Origin of the sequence: Comamonas odontotermitis, from assembly GCF_014207855.1 — a bacterium.
GTDB classification, from domain to species: Bacteria; Pseudomonadota; Gammaproteobacteria; order Burkholderiales; family Burkholderiaceae_C; genus Comamonas; species Comamonas odontotermitis_A.
Genome location: NZ_JACHKZ010000002.1, coordinates 203,626 through 221,923, shown reverse-complemented (window position 1 = coordinate 221,923; position 18,298 = coordinate 203,626). Strand labels below are relative to the sequence as shown.

Genomic DNA, 18,298 nt, shown 5'->3' with positions numbered 1-18,298 from the left:
ACAACGGCCCGTTGCTGCATGGCCTTGGCGCTGCCACCTTGCACCAGGGCCGCACCAGTCTTCGGCATTGCCAACAATGCCGGCTTTCATGAGTTTTTGAGATATGCCCCCTAGAACCCGACCTCTTGACGGAATTACCGTCGTCTCGCTGGAGCACGCGGTTGCTGCGCCCTTTTGTGCGCGCCAGCTGGCCGATCTGGGCGCCCGCGTCATCAAGGTGGAGCGGCCGGGCAGCGGCGATTTTGCGCGCGGCTATGACAGCCGTGTGCGCGGCCAGTCATCGCACTTCACCTGGCTCAACCGCAACAAGGAGAGTCTGGCGCTCGATCTGAAAGACGCGGCGTCGCTCGCTGCGCTGAAAAAACTGCTGGGCACGGCCGATGTATTGCTGCAGAACCTGGCGCCCGGCGCGGCTGCGCGCATGGGGCTGTCCTACGAGGCGCTGCACGCCGAGTTTCCGCAGCTCATCGTCTGCGATATCAGCGGCTATGGCGAAGACGGCCCGTACCGCGACAAAAAGGCCTATGACCTGTTGATTCAGAGCGAGGCGGGGTTTCTCTCCGTCACCGGCACACCCGAGACCCCGAGCAAATCAGGTATCTCGGTGGCTGATATCGCCGCTGGCATGTACGCCTACACCAATATTCTGTCGGCCTTGTTGCTGCGGGGTAAGACGGGCGAAGGCAGCCACATCGACGTATCCATGCTCGAAGCACTGGGCGAATGGATGGGCTACCCGCTGTACTACGCGTTCGAAGGCGCTGCGCCGCCGCCGCGCACCGGTGCATCGCACGCCAGCATCTACCCCTACGGCCCGTTTGTGGCGGGCGACGGCGGCACGGTGATGCTGGGTTTGCAGAACGAGCGCGAATGGAAGATTTTCTGCGACCAGGTGCTGCTGGCGCCGCAACTGGCCACCGACCCGCGCTTTGACAGCAATGCCCGGCGCAATACCAACCGCGATGCATTGCAGGCCGAGATCCTGCGCATCTTCGGGGCGCTCAAGGCGAATGAGGTGGTGCAGCGGCTGGACGATGCCGGTATTGCCAACGCACATGTCAACGACATGGCCGGCCTGTGGGCGCACCCGCAGCTCATCGCACGCCAGCGCTTTGCCGATGTGGCGACGCCTGTGGGAGCCGTGCCCGCCTTGCTGCCGCCTGGCCGCAACAACCAGTACAGCTACCGCATGGACCCGGTGCCAGCGGTGGGCGAACACACCGCAGCGATTCTGCAAGAACTGCAATTGACCCCCGAGGCACTGGCCGCAGTGCACAAGGCATCCGGCATTTGATGCCCTGTTGGAGATACAGGAACCATGACAACAACCCCCGCAACATCCACCCCCGCAGCCCAGCTGGCCCGTTTTGCCGCCGAGCTGAAATACAGCGATATTCCCGAGACAGTTGTCCAAAAGACCGAAGACCTGTGGGTGGACTGGTTCGGTTCGGCCGTTGCAGGCCACAATGCGCGGCCGGTGGCAAGCATCACCCGCTTTGCGTTGGCCATGGGCCCGCAGCAAGGCCCGTCTGAGGTGATCGGCCCGCAAGGCGCCACCAGCAGCCCGTACCTGGCCGCCATGGCCAATGCGGCCGCATCGCACGTGGCGGAGCAGGACGATGTGCACAACGGCTCGGTGTTCCACCCGGCGGCCGTAGTCTTTCCGCCCGCCGTGGCTGTCGCGCAGGCGCTGGGCAAATCGGGCAAGGATCTGCTCACTGCCTGCGTCGCGGGGTACGAGGTGGGAATCCGTGTAGGCGAATTCCTGGGTCGTTCGCATTACAAGATCTTTCACACCACGGGCACGGCGGGCACCTTGGCGTCTGCGGCGGCTGTCGGTCATCTGCTGGGGCTTAATGCTGCGCAGATGCTCCACGCCTTTGGCTCGGCAGGTACGCAGTCGGCGGGCCTGTGGGAGTTTTTGCGCACGGCGGCCGACAGCAAGCAGCTGCACACTGCGCACGCGGCTGGCGCGGGCCTGATGGCCGCTTACCTGGCACGCGATGGCTTTACGGGCGCGGCCGATATCTTCTGCGGACCGCAGGGCATGGCGGCGGGCATGTCCACCGACAGCGACCCGGCCCGGCTGATCGATGGCCTGGGAACACGCTGGGCCACAGCGGAGACATCGTTCAAGTGGCATGCATCCTGCCGCCACACCCACCCAGCCGCAGACGCACTGCTGCAGGTGATGCGCGAGCACCGGCTGAAGGTGCCTGACATTGCGGGAGTGGTGACCCATGTGCACCAGGCTGCCATCGATGTGCTGGGGCCCGTGGTTGATCCGAGCACGGTGCACCAGAGCAAGTTCTCGATGGGTACGGTGCTGGCCCTGGCTGCGCGCCATGGTTTTGCGGGTCTGACCGAATTCGACAACGACTACCGCGCGCAGGACACCATGGCGCTGCGCGACAAGGTCAGCATGGTGCTGGATACCGAGGTGGATACCGCTTACCCCCGGCGCTGGATCGGCAAGGTGACGGTGACCACCACCGGTGGCCGCACGCTGCACGGCCGTGTCGACGAGCCCAAGGGCGACCCAGGCAATACCCTCAGCCGTGAAGAACTGACGGACAAGGCGTTGCGCCTGGGCGCGTTTTGCAAGGAAGTGCCTGCTGTGCAGATGCAAAACGCAGTGCACAAACTCTGGAAAGTACGGGATTGGACCAGGGTCGAAACCCTGCTGCAAGCCGTATAAGACGACAAGCAGGCCATGTACCTGCCACAACCGATAACCGAGGAGACACGATGCGCTATTCGTTGCTGAAGAAAACTGCAGGCGCGGCCCTGCTGGCCTGTGCGGGCCTTGCCATTCACAGCCAGGCCCAGGCCGAAGACTGGCCGACCAAGCCGGTGGTGATGGTGGTGCCGTATTCCGCAGGTGGCCCGACCGATGTGGTGGCCCGCATGCTGGCCATACCCATGGGTAAATCGCTGGGCCAGACCGTGGTCGTGGAAAACACCGTGGGCGCTGGTGGCACCATTGCCCCTGCCCGTGTGGCCCGCGCCAAGAATGACGGCTATACCATCCTGATCCACCACATGGGCATGGCCACAGCGCCTGCGCTGTACAAGAAGCTGCCCTATGACCCGCTCAAGGATTTCGAATACATCGGTCAGGTGCTCGATGTGCCGATGACCTTGCTTTCGCGCAAGGACTTTCCGGCCAACAATTACCAGGAGCTGCTCGCTTACGTGAAGGCCAACCAGGACAAGGTATCGCTGGCCAATGCGGGCATCGGTGCCGTCTCGCAGTTGTGCGGCATGTTGTTCATGCACCAGATCGGCGTGAAGCTCACCACCGTGCCCTACAAGGGAGCCGGCCCGGCGATGAACGATCTGATGGGCGGGCAGGTGGATCTGCTGTGCGACCAGACCACACAGACTGCGCCGGTCATCAAGGATGGCAATCGCGTCAAGGTATTTGGCGTGACCACGCCGCAGCGTCTGTCGACCATGCCCAATATTCCCACGCTGGACGAGCAAGGCCTCAAGGGCTTTGATGTAAAGGTGTGGCACGGCATGTATGCCCCCAAGGGCACGCCTGCCGAGGTGATCAAGAAGATCAATGCTGCGCTGAACGTGGCTTTGAAAGACCCGGTGGTGGTGCAGCGCATTGCTGACCTGAGCAGCGAGCTGGTGACGCCCGACCGCGCTACGCCGCAGAGCCTCAAAACCCTGCTTGAATCCGAGGTGAAGCGCTGGAACACGGTGATTCGCGCCGCGGGTGTGACTGCGGAGTGATCGGATTTTTGTTTCTCCTTCGTCAGTCGCCAGAGAGCAGCCCAGGGGGCTGCTATTTCAGTCGGAATCTGCGGCTGGCTTAGGTTGTGTAATGTTGGTGCGCTATGAAATTCGAGAATCACCCCTTGGCCAATGCCACATCGTGGCTGTTTGTTCCGGCCAGCCGTCCTGAACGCATCGGCAAGGCTCTGGCAAGCGGTGCCGATGCCGTGATCGTGGATCTGGAAGATGCGGTGGCTCCCGCCGACAAGGATGCCGCACGGGAAGCGTTGCTGGATGTCATGCAGACGTTGGCTGCCTCACAGCGCGCGCGGGTGCTGGTACGCATCAACGCACCAGGCACGCAGTGGTTTGATGGCGATGTATGGGCGCTGCGTCAGCTATGCCAGCAGGGCTGCGCAGGCGCTGTGCTGCCCAAGGCCGAGGAGGCTGCAGCGCTGGCAATGCTGGCCGACGCCGTAGGCGATGGTGGCGTGGTGGTGCCCATCATCGAATCTGTGTGGGGATTGCATTGCATCGACACCATTGCACAGGCGCCCAAGGTGCTGCGGCTGGCGTTTGGCCATCTGGATTTTCAGGTGGATGCAGGTATGGCCTGCGCGGCGGACGAGGCAGAGCTGGTGCCGGTGCGGCTGGCAGTGGTGCTGACATCGCGCCGTGCACAATTGCCCGCGCCGATCGACGGTGTGACCGTCAACACGCAAGACGGCAGCGTGGTGCGGGCTGACGCCGAGCGCGCGGTGCGCGGCGGTTTTGGCGGCAAGCTGTGCATCCATCCGATGCAGGCGGCCGAAGTAAATGCCGCCTACACCCCGAGTGATGCACAGTTGCAATCGGCGCAGCAGGTGCTGGCCGCGGCAGAGGCTGCGCACGGTGGTGTCTGTGTGGTGAATGGCCGCATGGTGGACGCTCCGGTGATTGCACTGGCGCGCAAGACGGTTCTGCGCCACCAACTGGCGACACGCCGTGCTGAAACGGTCTGACACGTTCCGCCTGCCACCCACCGATATACTCGCTGCAAGATGGCACTGCGACCCGGCAGTGCCAAAAACGCAGGAGTGAAACATGTTCAAACACACCATTACCGCTGCCGCACTGGCCGTGACTGGCATGGCGCATGCCTTTGTGCCCCAGGGAGGCACCTGGATCATCAGCGATGAATTGAACGGTGCGCCTGGCCGTGGTTTTGCCATCGATGTGCAAAACGACACGGTGGTGATGCAGGTCTATGCATACGAGAGAAATGGCCAGCCCACGTTCTACATGGCCACGGGCCGCCTGGGTGACAACAACATCGTTGACGCACTGTTGGGCCGCTATGAAGGTGGTCGCTACCTGGGCAGCGGCCCGCAAAGCGGCGTCGAGCGGGGGAGCCCTGGCAATGTGCGGATCCGTTTTGTCAGCGGTACGCAAGGCTTCATCACCCTGCCGGGCGAGCCTGAAAAGGAACTCAAGCGCTTTCAGTTTGGCTATGACAACAGCCCGCAGGCCTTGTTGGGCCTGTGGAGTGCCGTATATGCAAACACGGCAGGCCGTATTGAGCATGACGCCATCGAACTGACGCGCGTGACGCAGGGCTCGTCGTTCAGCAACGGAATGGCCGTGTCGTATGACGGCTTGTTTGCCTGCGAGCAGATGATCCGGGGCACCGATGCCGGCAAGACGCAGTGCGTCAAATTCCGCAGCAGCACGTCGAGCGAGTCGGTGCGCTCGTTTGTGATGACCTGGAGCGTGAACCAGGGTGAAGGCAGCTGGCGTTTCAGCAACGGCTCGGATGACGGCGCAGTCTATGCCAATCGCCTGATGCAGCAGTCCGGGCGTATTACCGGCCTTCTGCGCAAGGTGCCCGCAGAGCCTACGCCGGAGCAGGCGAACAACGATGCCGCGCTGCGCGCCGCACTGGAGGCGCTGGCTGCGTCGCGTTGACAGCGGTCAGCCCTGCCAAGCCCCGGCCCAGCCGGGGCTTTTTCGTGGGGCGTTGACCGGGCTCAGGTGCAGATACCTGTTTGCAGCCATGCTGACAGCGTGAGAGCGCCATGCGGGGAATCATCCTGGCAGCTACAATAACGGCCTTCATATTTGTCGTCCCAATGGGTTCCCTCGCCCCCATTCACCAAAAAGGATTGCCATGACGCCCGTTCAGGCATCGCCATCGCGCGTGCCGCTTTACCTACCTCTCCTGGTGGCGTTCCACATCGCCATCGTCATCGCCAGCAATTACCTGGTACAGCTGCCCATCACGCTGCTGGGATTTCACAGCACCTGGGGTGCGTTCAGTTTTCCATTCATCTTCCTCGCAACCGATCTGACGGTGCGGCTCATCGGCAAGGCGCCCGCACGGCGCGTCATTGCGCAGGCCATGCTGCCGGCGTTGGTTGCATCCTATGTCGTGGGCGTGCTGTTTCATGAGGGCCGCTTCAACGGGATGGATGCCCTGTCCGATTTCAACAGCTTCGTCTTTCGGATTGCGTTTGCCAGCTTTGCTGCCTATGTCTTGGGGCAGCTGATGGATATTCAGGTGTTTGACCGCATTCGCCAGCAAAGCCGCGCATGGTGGCTGGCGCCTGCTGCCGCTTCGGTGTTTGGACAGGCGCTGGATACGGTGGCGTTTTTCTCCATCGCTTTCTGGCGCAGTGACAATGCTTTCATGGCGGCCAACTGGGTGGAGATCGCCATGGTCGACTACGTCATCAAGCTCGCCGTGAGCCTGCTTCTGTTCGTGCCTGCCTACGGTGTGCTGCTGGCGGCCATTGTGCGCAGCATGCGGCAAGGCACCGAGCCTGCAGGGGTAACACCATGAATTCAACACGGCGAGCGCTGGTGCTCTTTTCGGGGGGGCAGGATTCGGCCACCTGTCTTGCGTGGGCGCTATCGCGCTATGGGCACGTGGAGACCCTGGGCTTTGACTATGGCCAGCGCCATCGCGTCGAGCTAGAGTGCCGCTACCAACTGCGCGAGGGTTTGCTGGCCATGCAGGATCAGTGGCCAGGGCGCCTGGGCGATGACCATCTGCTGCATGTGGATGTATTGGGCCAATTGGGGGCCAGTGCCATGACGGACGATGTCGCCATCGCCATGCAGGCCGATGGGCTGCCCAATACCTTTGTGCCGGGGCGCAACCTGCTGTTTTTCACGCTGGCTGCGGCACTGGCGTACCGGCGTGGGCTGGATGTGCTGGTGGGCGGTATGTCGCAGACCGATTACTCGGGCTACCCGGATTGCCGCGACAACACCCTCAAAGCGCTGCAAGTGGCGTTGAGCCTGGGGGTGGATCGGCCGTTGACCCTGGAGACTCCGCTGATGTGGATCGACAAGGCGGAGACTTGGGCGCTCACGCACGCACTTGGCGGCGATGCACTGGTAGAACTGGTGCGGCGCGATTCCCATTCCTGTTACCTGGGGCAGCGAGAGCAGTTGCACAGCTGGGGTTATGGTTGCGGAGACTGCCCCGCCTGCCAGTTGCGTGCCCGGGGGTGGGAGCAGTGGCAGGAGCTGCCTTGAGCGGGAGGCAGCGACGCGGAAATCTGCAGCCTCCCCCCCTGTGCCACGATTGGATGCAAAGACGCCCTGTGTAGAAACAGGGCGTTTTTCTTTGGCCCGGCGCGGTAGTCGTTCAATCGACCCGTGCGCCTGTGGCCTTGACCACGGTAGCCCACCGATCGATTTCGCGCTGGATGTGCGCGCCCAGCTCCTGCGGCGTGGAGCCCACGGGCTCATAGCCACTGGCTGCCAGCTGCGTCTGTACTTGCGGGTTCTTCAGCGCCTTGGCAATTTCCTGGCTCAATCTGGTGGTGATGTCGGCGGGCGTGCCTGCAGGAGCGACCACGGCATACCAGCCGGTGATGTCGAAGTCCTTCAGGCCCTGCTCCTGCACCGTCGGCACCTCGGGCGCCAGCGCGGACCGCTTGGCGCTGGTGACCGCAAGCGCATGCAGTTTGCCACTGCGCACATGCGGCATGGAGGTGGAGATGCTGTCGAAAGTCAGATCGATGTCGCCCGCCAGCATGGCGTTGACGACCCCCGCGCTGCCCTTGTAGGGCACATGGGTCATCTTGATACCTGCGGTGCTGGCGAACAGCTCGCCCGCCAGATGCCCGGTGTTGCCATTGCCTGCGGAGCCGAAGGTCAGTTTTCCAGGGTTTGCCTGCGCCGCCTGGATCAGTTCAGGGACATTCTTTGCTGGCAGTTTGCTGCTGCCCACCACGATCATCGGCAGATTGGCCACCAGCGAGACGGGTGCAAAATCCTTGCGCGTGTCGTAGGGTAGTTTGGGGTAGAGGCTGTCGTTGATGGCATGGGCGGCCAGCACCATCAGCACGGTGTAGCCGTCGGGCTTGGCGCGTGCCACATACTGCGATGCCAGGGTGCCGCCTGCACCGGGTTTGTATTCCAGCACCACGGACTGGCCCAGCTGCTGCTGCAGTTGCATGGCCAGCGGCCGGCCCAGCAGATCGGCGCTGCCACCGGGCGGATAGGGGATGACCAGCTGTATGGGCTTGCTGGGCCAGTCCGCAGCATGCACCAGGCCGGACAACAAGGTGCAGCCTGCGACTGCCAGGCTGGCGAGCAGTGCGCGGCGCATGGTGGAAGGGCGGGGTGTGTGCATCCGTGTCTCCTGGGCTGTCATCAAGTGAGCGGTCATGCAGCGCTGGCGTGCGTGCGGGCGTACAGGTCGCGCAGCTCGCGCTTCAATACCTTGCCAATTTCGCTGCGGGGCAGTTGTTCGGCCAGCACCACATCGGCAACGCGCTGGGTCTTGCCGACGCGGCTGTTGAGCCAATCCTGCAGCGCAGGTGCAGCAGGCACTGTGCCTGGCTGCGCCACTACGTAGGCAACGGGCGTTTCGCCCCAGGCGTGCGAAGGCACGCCCACCACGGCGCATTCACGCACCTCGGGGTGCTGCAGCAGCACGCTTTCGATGTCGCTGGGATAGACGTTGAAGCCTCCGGTGATGATCATGTCTTTCTTGCGGTCCCCCAGCACGATGAAGCCGTCCTCGTCCAGCTGGCCTACATCGCCGCTGCGTATGAAACGCTCGCCGCTGGCGCTGAACCACTCGGCTTCGCGGGTCTTTTCCGGCAGGCGGTAGTAGCCCGTCATCATGCCCGCAGAGGCCCCGACGATCTCGCCCTGGGCGCCGGGTGGCAGCTCGTTGCCTTGCTCGTCGATGAAGCGGATATCGGCGCCGGGGCCTGCGCGCCCCACGGTGTGCAGCTTGTCCGGAAAGTCATGGCAATGCAGCTCGCAGCGCACACCGCCTTCGGTCATGCCGTAGTACTCGATCAGCTTGCCGGGCCAACGGCGCAGCACCTCGGCCTTGAGTGCTGCCTTGAACGGCGCACTGGTGCAGAACTTGTTCTGCAGGCGGCTCAGATCGGCTGCATCGAATGCCGGACAGTCGAGCAGGCGCTGGTACTGCACCGGCACCAGCATGGTGTGGGTGGCATGGTGCTGCTGGGCCAGTTGCAGGTACTGGGTTGCGTCAAACTTGCGCATCAGCACCAGGGTACCGCCCAATGCGAGCGTGGGCAGCGCTGCCACCAGGGTGGTGTTGGAGTAAAGCGGTGTGGCGCACAGCGAGACAGCGTCAGGCCCATAGCCGTTGGTGACGGCGCGCTGCACATGCGACCAGCGCATGCCCCAGCTTTGCACGATGCCCTTGGGCACGCCAGTGGTGCCCGATGAGTAGATCAGGTTGAACGGCCAGTCCGGCTGCGGCGCAATGGGTGCGGGCTGCGCATCGGCGGCAATGCCATGGAGCCATGCGGACCAGGGCGTGCCTGCCTGTGGTGCATCGTCCAGCGCAATGCATTGCACCTGGGTATTGTCCTGCACCGGCCATTGCGCTGCCACTTCGGCATCGCGCAGTACCAGCCGGGCTTGCGAGTTGGCGAGCATCGCACTCAGATGCGCTGCCGTGGCAGAAGGTGCGAGCGGCGCAACGACGACACCGGCGCACAGCGCTCCCAGGTAGGCCAATACATAGTGGGGCGAGCTGCTGGCGCAGATGGCCACCACATCGCCTGGCTGCAGGCCCTGGCGTTGCAAGGCACATGCCACCTGGCGCATGCCTTGCGCTACCTGCCTGTAGTTGAGTTGGGTGTTGCCCAGAACCAGGGCAGTGTGGGTGGGTCGCGCCTTCGCATTGGCCTCCACCATGGCGGGAATGGAGCCAAAGCTCTGGGCCAGTTGTTCGGATACGGATGCAGTCATGGCGGGCAGAAGGAATAAAGAGGAGGATCAGTCCAGCGAGAGATTGGCGGCCTTGACGATTTGCGCCCAGTTCTTGCGCTCCTGCGCAATAAAGGCGTCATGCTCGGCAGCGCTTTCGCCGCCGGGCACGCCGCCGAGTTCGGCAAACTTGCTGCGGATTTCTGCGGTCTGCATGGCGTCGTGCGCCACCTGCTGGATACGGTGAACGATGGCATCAGGCGTTCCTGCGGGTGCCAGCAGGTCGAACCACGCCGTCACGTCCATCGGCACACCGGCTTCGCGCATGGTGGGCACGTCTGGCAGTTGGGGCGAGCGCTCCTTGCTGGTGATGGCCAGGGCGCGGAACTTGCCCGATTTGATGTGCGGGATGGAGCTGGGCAGGTTGTCGATCATGAAATCCGTCTGCTTGCCCAGCAGGGCGGTCACAGCTGGTGCGGCGCCGCTGTGTGGCACGAGGGTCACGTCCAACCCGGCTTTCTGGCGGAACATTTCGGTGGACATATGCGGCGATTGCCCAATGCCCGAGGTGGCTGCGGTCAGTGGCTTTTGCTTGCCCCAGGCAATCAGCTCCTGCACGTTCTTGACGGGCGTGTCGGCGTTGACGACCAGGATATTGGGCACCGAGATCACATTGGTAATGCCACGCAGGTCTGTCTCTTTGTACTGCAGCTTCTTGTACAGACTGAAATTGATGGCGACGGGACCGATATTGCCCATCAGCAGGGTATAGCCATCGGGCTTGGCGCGGGCGACGAACGCAGTGCCGATGCTGCCTCCGCCGCCAGCCTTGTTCTCCACGATCACACTGGTTTTCAGCGCAGAGCCCATCTTCTCTGCCAGCACACGGGCAGCGATGTCGGTGGTGCCGCCCGCTGCTGCAGGCACGATGATAGTGATGGGGCGCTCGGGCCAGCTGGCAGCCAGCGCCATCAGTGGCGACAGCAGCAAGGCTCCAAGGGCGTGGCGGCGCAGCATGTGCATGGCAGTCTCCGTATTTTTCGTCATGGACTCACGATACGGAACCACGCCCTGGTGCGTGATGGGGTTTGCCTGCAAAACCACACCCCAAGGCTTCGCACTTGCGAAAGCCATGCTTCAAGTGGCTGGAAGCGGCGCTGGAGTTCGGCCGCAGCAAGTGCTCTTTTTGGGCCGATTGCAGGGCTGCAACGAAAAAGCGGCCCGAAGGCCGCTCTGGTGTACCTGCGATCCCTTGCTTTATGGGTACAGGCCGCGCATTTCGCGTGCATGCAGAATGCGGCGGCAGGCGATGATGAAGGTCGCAGTACGCAGCGATACCTTGTTCTCCTGGGCCACTTGCCACACGGCGGCAAATGCTTCCTGCATGATGCGCACCAGGCGGGCGTTGATTTCGTCTTCGCTCCAGAAGAAGCTGGAGAAATCCTGCACCCATTCAAAGTAGCTCACCGTCACGCCGCCGGCGTTGGCGATCACATCGGGCAGCACCAGCACGCCCTTGTCGGTCAGGATGTCGTCTGCCTCGGGGGTCGTCGGGCCGTTGGCGCCTTCGATCACCAGCTTGGCTTTGATCTTGCCAGCATTCTTGGCGTTGATCTGGCCTTCCAGCGCAGCGGGGATCAGGATTTCGCAGTCTACAGACCAGAAATCGTCGTTGGCCATCTTGTCGGCGCCCTTGAAGCCGCCTACGCCGCCGGTATTGGCCACATGCTCCAGCACGGCTGGCACGTCCAGGCCCTTGGCGTTGAAGATGGTGCCGGTGTGGTCTTGCACGGCCACTACGATGGCGCCAGCTTCGGCAAACAGCTTGCCTGCCGTGCCACCCACGTTACCAAAGCCCTGCACCGCAACACGTGCGCCCTGCAGCGCCAGGCCGGAGAGCTTGGCTGCTTCCACACCCACGGTGAACACGCCACGGCCGGTGGCTTCCACACGGCCGAGCGAGCCGCCCAGGTCGATAGGCTTGCCCGTGACCACGCCGGTCGCAGTGGCGCCGGTGTTCATCGAGTAGGTGTCCATCATCCAGGACATGATCTGGCCGTTGGTGTTCACATCGGGTGCAGGGATGTCCTTGGACGGGCCGATCAGCAGGCCGATTTCGCTGGTATAGCGGCGGGTCAGGCGTTCGAGCTCGCCCTTGGACAAGGTCTTGGGATCGACACGGATACCGCCCTTGGCACCGCCGTAAGGCACGTTCACGGCAGCATTCTTGATCGACATCCAGGCAGACAGCGCCATCACCTCAGACAGCGTCACATCCTGGTGAAAGCGCACGCCACCCTTGCCCGGGCCACGGCTGAGGTTGTGCTGTACGCGGTACCCTTCAAAGTGTGCGATGGTGCCGTTGTCCATTTCAATCGGCACATCCACGATCAGCGCGCGCTTGGGGCGCTTGAGGGTTTCGACCCAGCGGGCCAGCGAGCCCAGGTAAGGGGTGACGCGGTCGACCTGTTGCAGGTAGATGCCCCAGGGGCCCAGGTGCTTGGGGTCCAGGTACGAAGGCAGCGGATGGTTGGATGCTGCTGCAGGAGTGCTGTTGGATGTCATACGATCCATGCGGTTGAAAAGGTACGCATAGCTTAAATTCTCACCCCCCGTCTTGTCCAAGGCCAGATGATAGGCATGGAATGCATTTTGTGCATAACCATGCTTTCGAAATAAGCATCAAAAACAGGAGCTATTGGTGCATGTAATTTATGGAGAAATGGCCTTTTTGACGGGTATTTTGAAGTAACACCTGTCTTGAATGATCTTTTGAAAGCGTTCTCTGCCATGTTCCATTTCGATACACCCTCTACTTTCGAGCCGGGCCTTCTGGCGCAGGCCTTGCAGCAGGCCACTGCTGCGGGCAGCGCGTTGGACGCTGCGGCGTGGCCGCAGGGGCTGTCCGCAGGCGATGTGCTGGGCGTGCATCAGGCGCGGGCGCATAGGTGGGGTGATACCGATCGCGCCCCTCTGTACTGGAAAAGCGGCGGGCCGGGCCGCAGCCAGCCGCTGGCCCACGCGCCGCTGCCTCCGCAAGGTGTGCATGGCGCTGGCGCCTATCTCGGAAGCACTGCGTTCCTGATGCGCGGCGTGGAAGCAGAGATCGCCCTGCGCATTGCCTGCGATGTAGATGCTGCCGCCGCAGCGCATCTGGACGAGGATGCTGCTGCCCTGGTAGATGCAATGGCTGTCAGTATCGAGATCGTCGATTCGCGCTGGCAGCAGCAACTGCAGGCGCCAGAAGCGCTCAAGGCGGCTGACCTGCTGTGCCATGGCGCCTTGGTGCTGGGCGGCTGGCAGCCCTACCACCCACGAAATTGGGCGGAGCAACGCTGTTCCGTGCAGATTGGCAATCAGCCGCAGGTGGTGCGCCAGGGCAGCCATTCGCTGCAAGACCCTGCCTGGCTGCTGCCTGAGTGGCTGCGCCATGCCACCCGGCACTTCGGCACCGTGCAGGCCGGCACGGTGGTGACCACTGGCAGCTGGTGCGGTTTGCTGCAGGCGACCAAGGGTGAGGCCATCCGCGTGCATTTTGATGGCGTTGGCGAAGCGGTAGTACAGCTATGAAAAGTAAAGCGCGCATCGCTGCTGCGATGCGCGCTGGTGGTCTCAGGCGCGGGAGTTTGCGATCGGTTGTGGGCAAATCGTTCAATAGTCGGGCGAGGGCGCCAGGCTCATGAACAGGCCATAGATGCCCAGCTGCCCCACAATCTGCGGCAAAAAACTGAACAGCATGTACAAGGGCACCGCTACCAGCAAGCTGGACTGCTGCGCCAGCCAGGCCAGGGAGGCCGCCTGCAGCGGAATGCTGACGACAAGGAAAAGCAGGCCGGTGAGCGTGGCACCGATTTTGTACAGCACTGGCATCGGAAAGATATACAGCACCAGTGCATGCACGGCGGGCAGCAGCCACAGCATGGCCAGGCCCATATCCAGAATGTTGTCTGCCAGCAGGCGGTTGACATCGCTCACCGCCAGGGCTGGGAGGAATTCATAGGACAGCAGTCCTACGATGCCCAGCGTAGCGATGATGCGCAGGACATAGATCAGGGGCAGGCGCTCCCGCGACAGGAGCAGTGAAATGGCGATCAGCGCAACGGATATGCCAGCGCCCAGCCACCATTGCAGCAGATCGGGCGGTGGCACATAGAAATGCGTGCGCACGACATCGATGGACAGCCCCAGAAATGGAATCACGGAGGTCTGGACGTCTGCGGTGTCTCCCAGGCCCAGAAGCGGCCAGGCCCAGGCCAGCACCTGTGACCAGAACTGGACAGCGAGGGACGCACCCCACCACAGCAGCAGCCAGAATGTGGCCAGCAGCAGTACCAGCTGGATGGCGTGCTGCCAGGTCCAGATATAGCTTCTGAGCCCGCGGTGCTGGCGGGTCATGCGAAGATGGGGCACGGTGCAGGGTCCTAAAAGTCAAAGAAAAGCGCGGCGCTCAACCCTTTGCGGTTGTAGTAGGGGTTGCGGTAGAACTGGCCGCCGACGATATAACCCCAATCCTTTGCGAGCCACTGGCGCCACTGGAGGCTGACTTCGGTGGATTGAAAGCCCACATGGTTGCCGCTGTCGGCAATGGCGCCGGTGGGCAGATAGCCTTCCTTGCCATGGTCGATACGTGCCGTGAAATAGTGCTGCTTCTCGGTGCCCAGGGTCAGCGCCGCAAAGCCGCGGAAACCATCGACGGCGCCGGGGTTGGATTTGTTGTAGACCACGCCGCCTTCAGCAACCCAGGCATTGGTGGAGTAGTACGCAACCGAGGCGGTGATGCCGGTGTCGCGGTGAACGCCGTCGCGGCTGGCAGATTTCATCAAGGCAAGGCCGCTTACCCACTGCTGGGTATCGGTCCATTTGCGGTAGATGGCAATGTCGCCCCGGTACTTGTTCTGAAAATCGGCAGATCCCGCGCTGGCGCCGACTGACATGTACCACCAGGGCGACAGGGTGTGGGTCAGTGACAGGGCGCCGACCGTGCCGCGCTCGTCGAAGTGGCGCTGACTGGACAGATCCCAGTTCAGGGTGGTTCCGGGCTTGAGCCCTATGTGGCCACGAACGAACTGGTCGTTCCAGTTGCTGTTGCCGCCCGTCAGCGTGGAATACCCCATGCCGACGTCTACGCGGCCACGGCGCCCGGGTTCAAATTCAGGGGCCGGTGCTGGCGCAGTTTCCGGGGCAGTGGTTGTGGATGCCGCGGCTTCGCTTTCCACCGTCTGGGCAGATGTGGTGACGGGCATGCTGAGGCTGGCCGTGCCCAGGCCCAAGACCGCAATCGTGAGGAGGTGCTTCATACAGGTAAGGGATGAGGGGTTGCGGCATGGGCGCCATGCAGATGCTTGCGCAGTACAGCTGCAATCTGCGCACCACTGGTGCCATCGCCAAAAGGGTTGGCCTGACCGTGGGTGGGAGCCAGGCCGGGCAGACGGCCGTCGGCCAGAACGCTGGCCGCAGCCGATACGATGCGGTGCGGGTCTGTGCCCACCAACAGCCCGCCGCCGCAGGTGATGACTTCGGGGCGTTCGGTGACGTCGCGCATCACGAGCAAGGGCTTGTGCAAGGACAGCCCTTCCTCCTGGATGCCTCCCGAATCGGTGAGCAGCAGGTTGGCCGCATCCATGATTTCCACCATGGGCGGGTAGTCGAGCGGTGCGCTCAGACGCCAGCGTTGCTGGATATCGGGCGTGCAGGCGGCATGGACGGCGCGCACGGCTTGCTGTACCAGAGGGTTCAGGTGCAGCGGCCAGATGACGGCAGCGTCCGGGCATTGCTGCAGCAAGGCGGCCACGGCACTGGCGATCTGCTCCATCGGCGCGCCCCAATTCTCACGCCGGTGCGCTGTCACCAGCACCAGCTTGCGCAAGCCGCTGTCCAGAAACCACTGGTAGTCTGGATTGGCGATCGGCTGGCCCGCCAGGCGCTGGGCACGCACGTGTTGGGCGGCCAGCAATACCGCATCGACCACGGTATTGCCGACGATGGACACCGATCCGGGCACATTTTCCCTCTGCAAGTTGCTGCTGGCCTGGGCCGTGGGGGCAAAGTGCCAGTGGCTGACGCGGCCGATCAGACTGCGGTTGATTTCCTCTGGAAAGGGTTCATCCATGCGTCCTGAGCGCAAGCCTGCTTCCACATGGCCCACGGGTATTTGCAAGAACGCGGCAGCCAGCGCTCCCATGGCAGCGCTGCTGGTGTCACCGTGAACCAATGCCGCCGCGGGCTGCAGGCTGGAGAGCTGCGTGCCGATGGCCGACATCAGCTCGCTTGCCAGCGCTGGAAGGGTGGGTACTTCGCGCTTGAGGCGGATGATTTCTGCTGGCTTGATTCCAAAGAACTCGTACAGCGGCCAGGCCATTTCCTCATGCTGCCCGGTGTGCAGCACATGGGTCGGCATGCCCTGTTTGCGCAGGGCGAGCACGACGGGCGCCATCTTGATGATTTCCGGGCGGGTGCCCATGATGGCGACAACGCAAGATTGGGTGGGTGATGTCATGGAAGACGGTGCAATACCAGTATAAGTTGCTGACCGGCTTCTGCGCATACCAGCCAGCTGTCGTTTGTGCTTTGCACATTGGCGTTGCCTGACTGTATCTGGACGCCGGAATACCGGGCCTTGGGAACCTTCCAGGCCATGGTGGCCAGGGACTTGGGATGGGATGCGGACAGGATGTCGTTGTCGCCTTCTGGTTGCAGCGACCATTGCACCTGCGCCCGGTTGCTGAGAAATTCCGCAGCTTCGGTCATGGAGATGAACTGGCATTGCGCGCGGTCTGCGCAGCGTTGCATGGTTTCGATATAGGCTTTGACGGCAGGCAGGTAGCTGACGGCGCCAATCGGGTGAAAGTAGCTCAGCCGGATGGAGCGTGTCTGTTCGATGAACCGGGCAAGCTGCTGCAGCCATTGTCCGAATTCGTCGACGGACATGTGCTGAAACGAAGCTTCTTCGGCCGATGCGACCTGGCCATAGGTCAGCACCGGAAACGCCCAGGCATCGCTGACCTGGCGAAACCCCAGCCACAAGCGCGTTGGCGGCATGCCCACGCTGCCCGATGTGTAATAGGCCTTGACGCCATGCGCGGCCATCCAGTCATACACCCACAGGGGCTGGTTGCCGGTCGGGGCGGAGTATTCCTTGGGCTCCTCGCCACCATTGGCCTGGGTGACAGACTGGTTGTTCTGGTCCAGGTACTGCTTAAAATCGTCGCCGTTGTTGTCGTTGGCATTGGCGCCGAAATAGTTATGGATCCATCCGCCATGGTTGCCGATGGTGTGGCCCTGGCTGCGCAGTTTCTTGATCATCTGCTGCGCATCCTGGTTGTTATCCAGGTCCATGCCCAGGCCATCACCCTCCCGATTCACATCGGGGCCGGCGGTAAAGTGCATGGACTGGTGGCCATGGTCAAAGATGCCTTGGTCCTGCAAGGTGTGCAGGAAGCCGATGGCCTTGCGGTCGTCGTTGTGCCAGTTCAGTACCAGGGCGCCTGTGCCGCCGGGGGTGGCCAGCAGGGACGGTTGCTGCGCCAGTTCACTCGAGAAATAGGCGAGAAATCCATGCAGAAAGATACCGTCGGTGCGCTCAAGCAGGTAGGTGAGTGGCAGGTTGACGAACATGGCCTCGCCCTGGCCCCAGCGGTGGATGCTGGCAACGATATTGCCGTCTACGGATTGGAGCAGGATGCGCGGCGCAACCGGGCGGTCGGTTTTCAGGATGGCAAAGCGCTGGGAATCCTTGGTATAGCCTGCCACAAAGGTGTCGAACTTCGGGCTGGCGCGCGCCAGATCGGATGCGGAAATCGAGGTCAGGTTCGCTGCCGCCTTGGTGCTCAGATACCGGCCAGGGGGAATGCCCAGCGTTTCCATGGTGTAGGCGGAGCCCATGATTTCGTCGTAATCAGACAGGTTTTCCTTGTATTGCTCGTAATCTCCGTAGCGGACTCCGAGCATGGCGGAAAAACGCGCCTGGCCTCGGCTGTAGTAGCCCCTCTCATCTAAGAGGCCCGCGTCCTGCACCACCATGGCCTTGCCTCCGGCGTGCACCACGTCCATCAAGGTTTGGGTCGCTGCGTCGGACATGCGGCGATGAAAAGTGTCCGGAATGATGACGGCTTGCCGGGCCGCTTCTGCCCCATAGTTCACACCACGCATCCAGGTGCTGATGGAAAGCGGTGCCAAAAGCACGCCGCGCTCTGCGGCAGCCTCGGTCCAGATGCGTACCTCGGGCGCGTCCTCGGCCATGGAATCGGGGATCAAGAGGGTGAGGCTGCCATAACGCTCGCTGGCGATGAGACTGGCTATCTGGTGCCCGGCAATCGCCGCCAGCACGCAGAGCACGACTGCGATGGCTGCCAGCCATTGTTTCCATGTCAGGATTTTCATTGTC

At 62.6% G+C, this 18,298-nt stretch carries 16 protein-coding genes; 8 read left to right on the top strand and 8 right to left on the bottom strand.

Going from position 1 to position 18,298, the window contains the following annotated elements:
• Positions 1 to 103 precede the first annotated feature (103 nt).
• The 7 genes from HNP33_RS03025 (at position 104) to queC (ending at position 7,245) form a co-directional block, all read left to right on the top strand.
• A complete protein-coding gene (locus HNP33_RS03025; RefSeq protein ID WP_184705121.1) occupies positions 104 to 1,294 on the top strand; it encodes a CaiB/BaiF CoA transferase family protein in 1,191 nt (396 codons plus the stop codon).
• 24 nt (positions 1,295 to 1,318) lie between these two features.
• Positions 1,319 to 2,698, top strand: coding sequence for an MmgE/PrpD family protein (locus tag HNP33_RS03020; protein WP_184705119.1), 1,380 nt, complete (start codon positions 1,319 to 1,321; stop codon positions 2,696 to 2,698).
• A 50-nt stretch (positions 2,699 to 2,748) separates the two neighbouring features.
• Positions 2,749 to 3,744: a tripartite tricarboxylate transporter substrate-binding protein gene (locus HNP33_RS03015; RefSeq protein ID WP_184705117.1), complete on the top strand. Its 996-nt coding sequence runs from the start codon at positions 2,749 to 2,751 to the stop codon at positions 3,742 to 3,744.
• A gap of 104 nt (positions 3,745 to 3,848) precedes the next feature.
• On the top strand, positions 3,849 to 4,727 hold the full coding sequence (locus HNP33_RS03010) for an HpcH/HpaI aldolase/citrate lyase family protein (RefSeq protein ID WP_184705115.1): 879 nt from the start codon (positions 3,849 to 3,851) through the stop codon (positions 4,725 to 4,727).
• A gap of 82 nt (positions 4,728 to 4,809) precedes the next feature.
• Entirely contained in the window at positions 4,810 to 5,670 is an 861-nt protein-coding gene (locus HNP33_RS03005; RefSeq protein WP_184705113.1) for a hypothetical protein, read from the top strand.
• A gap of 202 nt (positions 5,671 to 5,872) precedes the next feature.
• Positions 5,873 to 6,544, top strand: a complete 672-nt coding sequence (locus HNP33_RS03000) for a 7-cyano-7-deazaguanine/7-aminomethyl-7-deazaguanine transporter (protein ID WP_184705111.1) — start codon at positions 5,873 to 5,875, stop codon at positions 6,542 to 6,544.
• Entirely contained in the window at positions 6,541 to 7,245 is a 705-nt protein-coding gene (gene queC / locus HNP33_RS02995; RefSeq protein ID WP_184705109.1) for a 7-cyano-7-deazaguanine synthase QueC, read from the top strand. The genes HNP33_RS03000 and queC overlap by 4 nt, the downstream gene beginning before the upstream one ends.
• A gap of 112 nt (positions 7,246 to 7,357) precedes the next feature.
• Here queC and HNP33_RS02990 read toward each other — a convergent pair whose 3' ends face one another.
• The 4 genes from HNP33_RS02990 to HNP33_RS02975 form a co-directional block, all read right to left on the bottom strand.
• Positions 7,358 to 8,350, bottom strand: a complete 993-nt coding sequence (locus tag HNP33_RS02990) for a Bug family tripartite tricarboxylate transporter substrate binding protein (protein ID WP_184705107.1) — start codon at positions 8,348 to 8,350, stop codon at positions 7,358 to 7,360.
• Positions 8,351 to 8,382: 32 nt separating this feature from the next.
• Positions 8,383 to 9,957, bottom strand: a complete 1,575-nt coding sequence (locus tag HNP33_RS02985) for a class I adenylate-forming enzyme family protein (RefSeq protein WP_184705105.1) — start codon at positions 9,955 to 9,957, stop codon at positions 8,383 to 8,385.
• A 27-nt stretch (positions 9,958 to 9,984) separates the two neighbouring features.
• The gene (locus HNP33_RS02980; protein ID WP_418903818.1) at positions 9,985 to 10,962 is read right to left on the bottom strand and encodes a Bug family tripartite tricarboxylate transporter substrate binding protein; all 978 of its coding nucleotides are present in this window, start codon (positions 10,960 to 10,962) and stop codon (positions 9,985 to 9,987) included.
• A gap of 210 nt (positions 10,963 to 11,172) precedes the next feature.
• Positions 11,173 to 12,480, bottom strand: a complete 1,308-nt coding sequence (locus tag HNP33_RS02975; RefSeq protein WP_184705103.1) for a Glu/Leu/Phe/Val family dehydrogenase — start codon at positions 12,478 to 12,480, stop codon at positions 11,173 to 11,175.
• A 225-nt stretch (positions 12,481 to 12,705) separates the two neighbouring features.
• On the opposite strand from HNP33_RS02975, the gene HNP33_RS02970 reads away from it, so the two are divergent.
• Positions 12,706 to 13,485 (top strand): fumarylacetoacetate hydrolase family protein, encoded by a 780-nt coding sequence (locus HNP33_RS02970; protein WP_184705101.1) that lies wholly within the window; start codon positions 12,706 to 12,708, stop codon positions 13,483 to 13,485.
• A gap of 81 nt (positions 13,486 to 13,566) precedes the next feature.
• On the opposite strand, the gene HNP33_RS02965 is transcribed toward HNP33_RS02970, so the two are convergent.
• The 4 genes from HNP33_RS02965 to HNP33_RS02950 are packed head-to-tail and all read right to left on the bottom strand — an operon-like array spanning position 13,567 to position 18,294.
• Positions 13,567 to 14,325, bottom strand: coding sequence for a hypothetical protein (locus HNP33_RS02965; protein ID WP_184705100.1), 759 nt, complete (start codon positions 14,323 to 14,325; stop codon positions 13,567 to 13,569).
• Positions 14,326 to 14,336: 11 nt separating this feature from the next.
• Positions 14,337 to 15,212, bottom strand: coding sequence for a YaiO family outer membrane beta-barrel protein (locus HNP33_RS02960; protein WP_184705098.1), 876 nt, complete (start codon positions 15,210 to 15,212; stop codon positions 14,337 to 14,339).
• Positions 15,209 to 16,411, bottom strand: a complete 1,203-nt coding sequence (gene wecB / locus HNP33_RS02955) for a non-hydrolyzing UDP-N-acetylglucosamine 2-epimerase (RefSeq protein ID WP_184705096.1) — start codon at positions 16,409 to 16,411, stop codon at positions 15,209 to 15,211. Before wecB ends, HNP33_RS02960 begins: the two co-directional genes overlap by 4 nt.
• Positions 16,408 to 18,294: a polysaccharide deacetylase family protein gene (locus HNP33_RS02950; protein ID WP_184705094.1), complete on the bottom strand. Its 1,887-nt coding sequence runs from the start codon at positions 18,292 to 18,294 to the stop codon at positions 16,408 to 16,410. The genes wecB and HNP33_RS02950 overlap by 4 nt, the downstream gene beginning before the upstream one ends.
• Between the last annotated feature and the right edge of the window lie 4 nt (positions 18,295 to 18,298).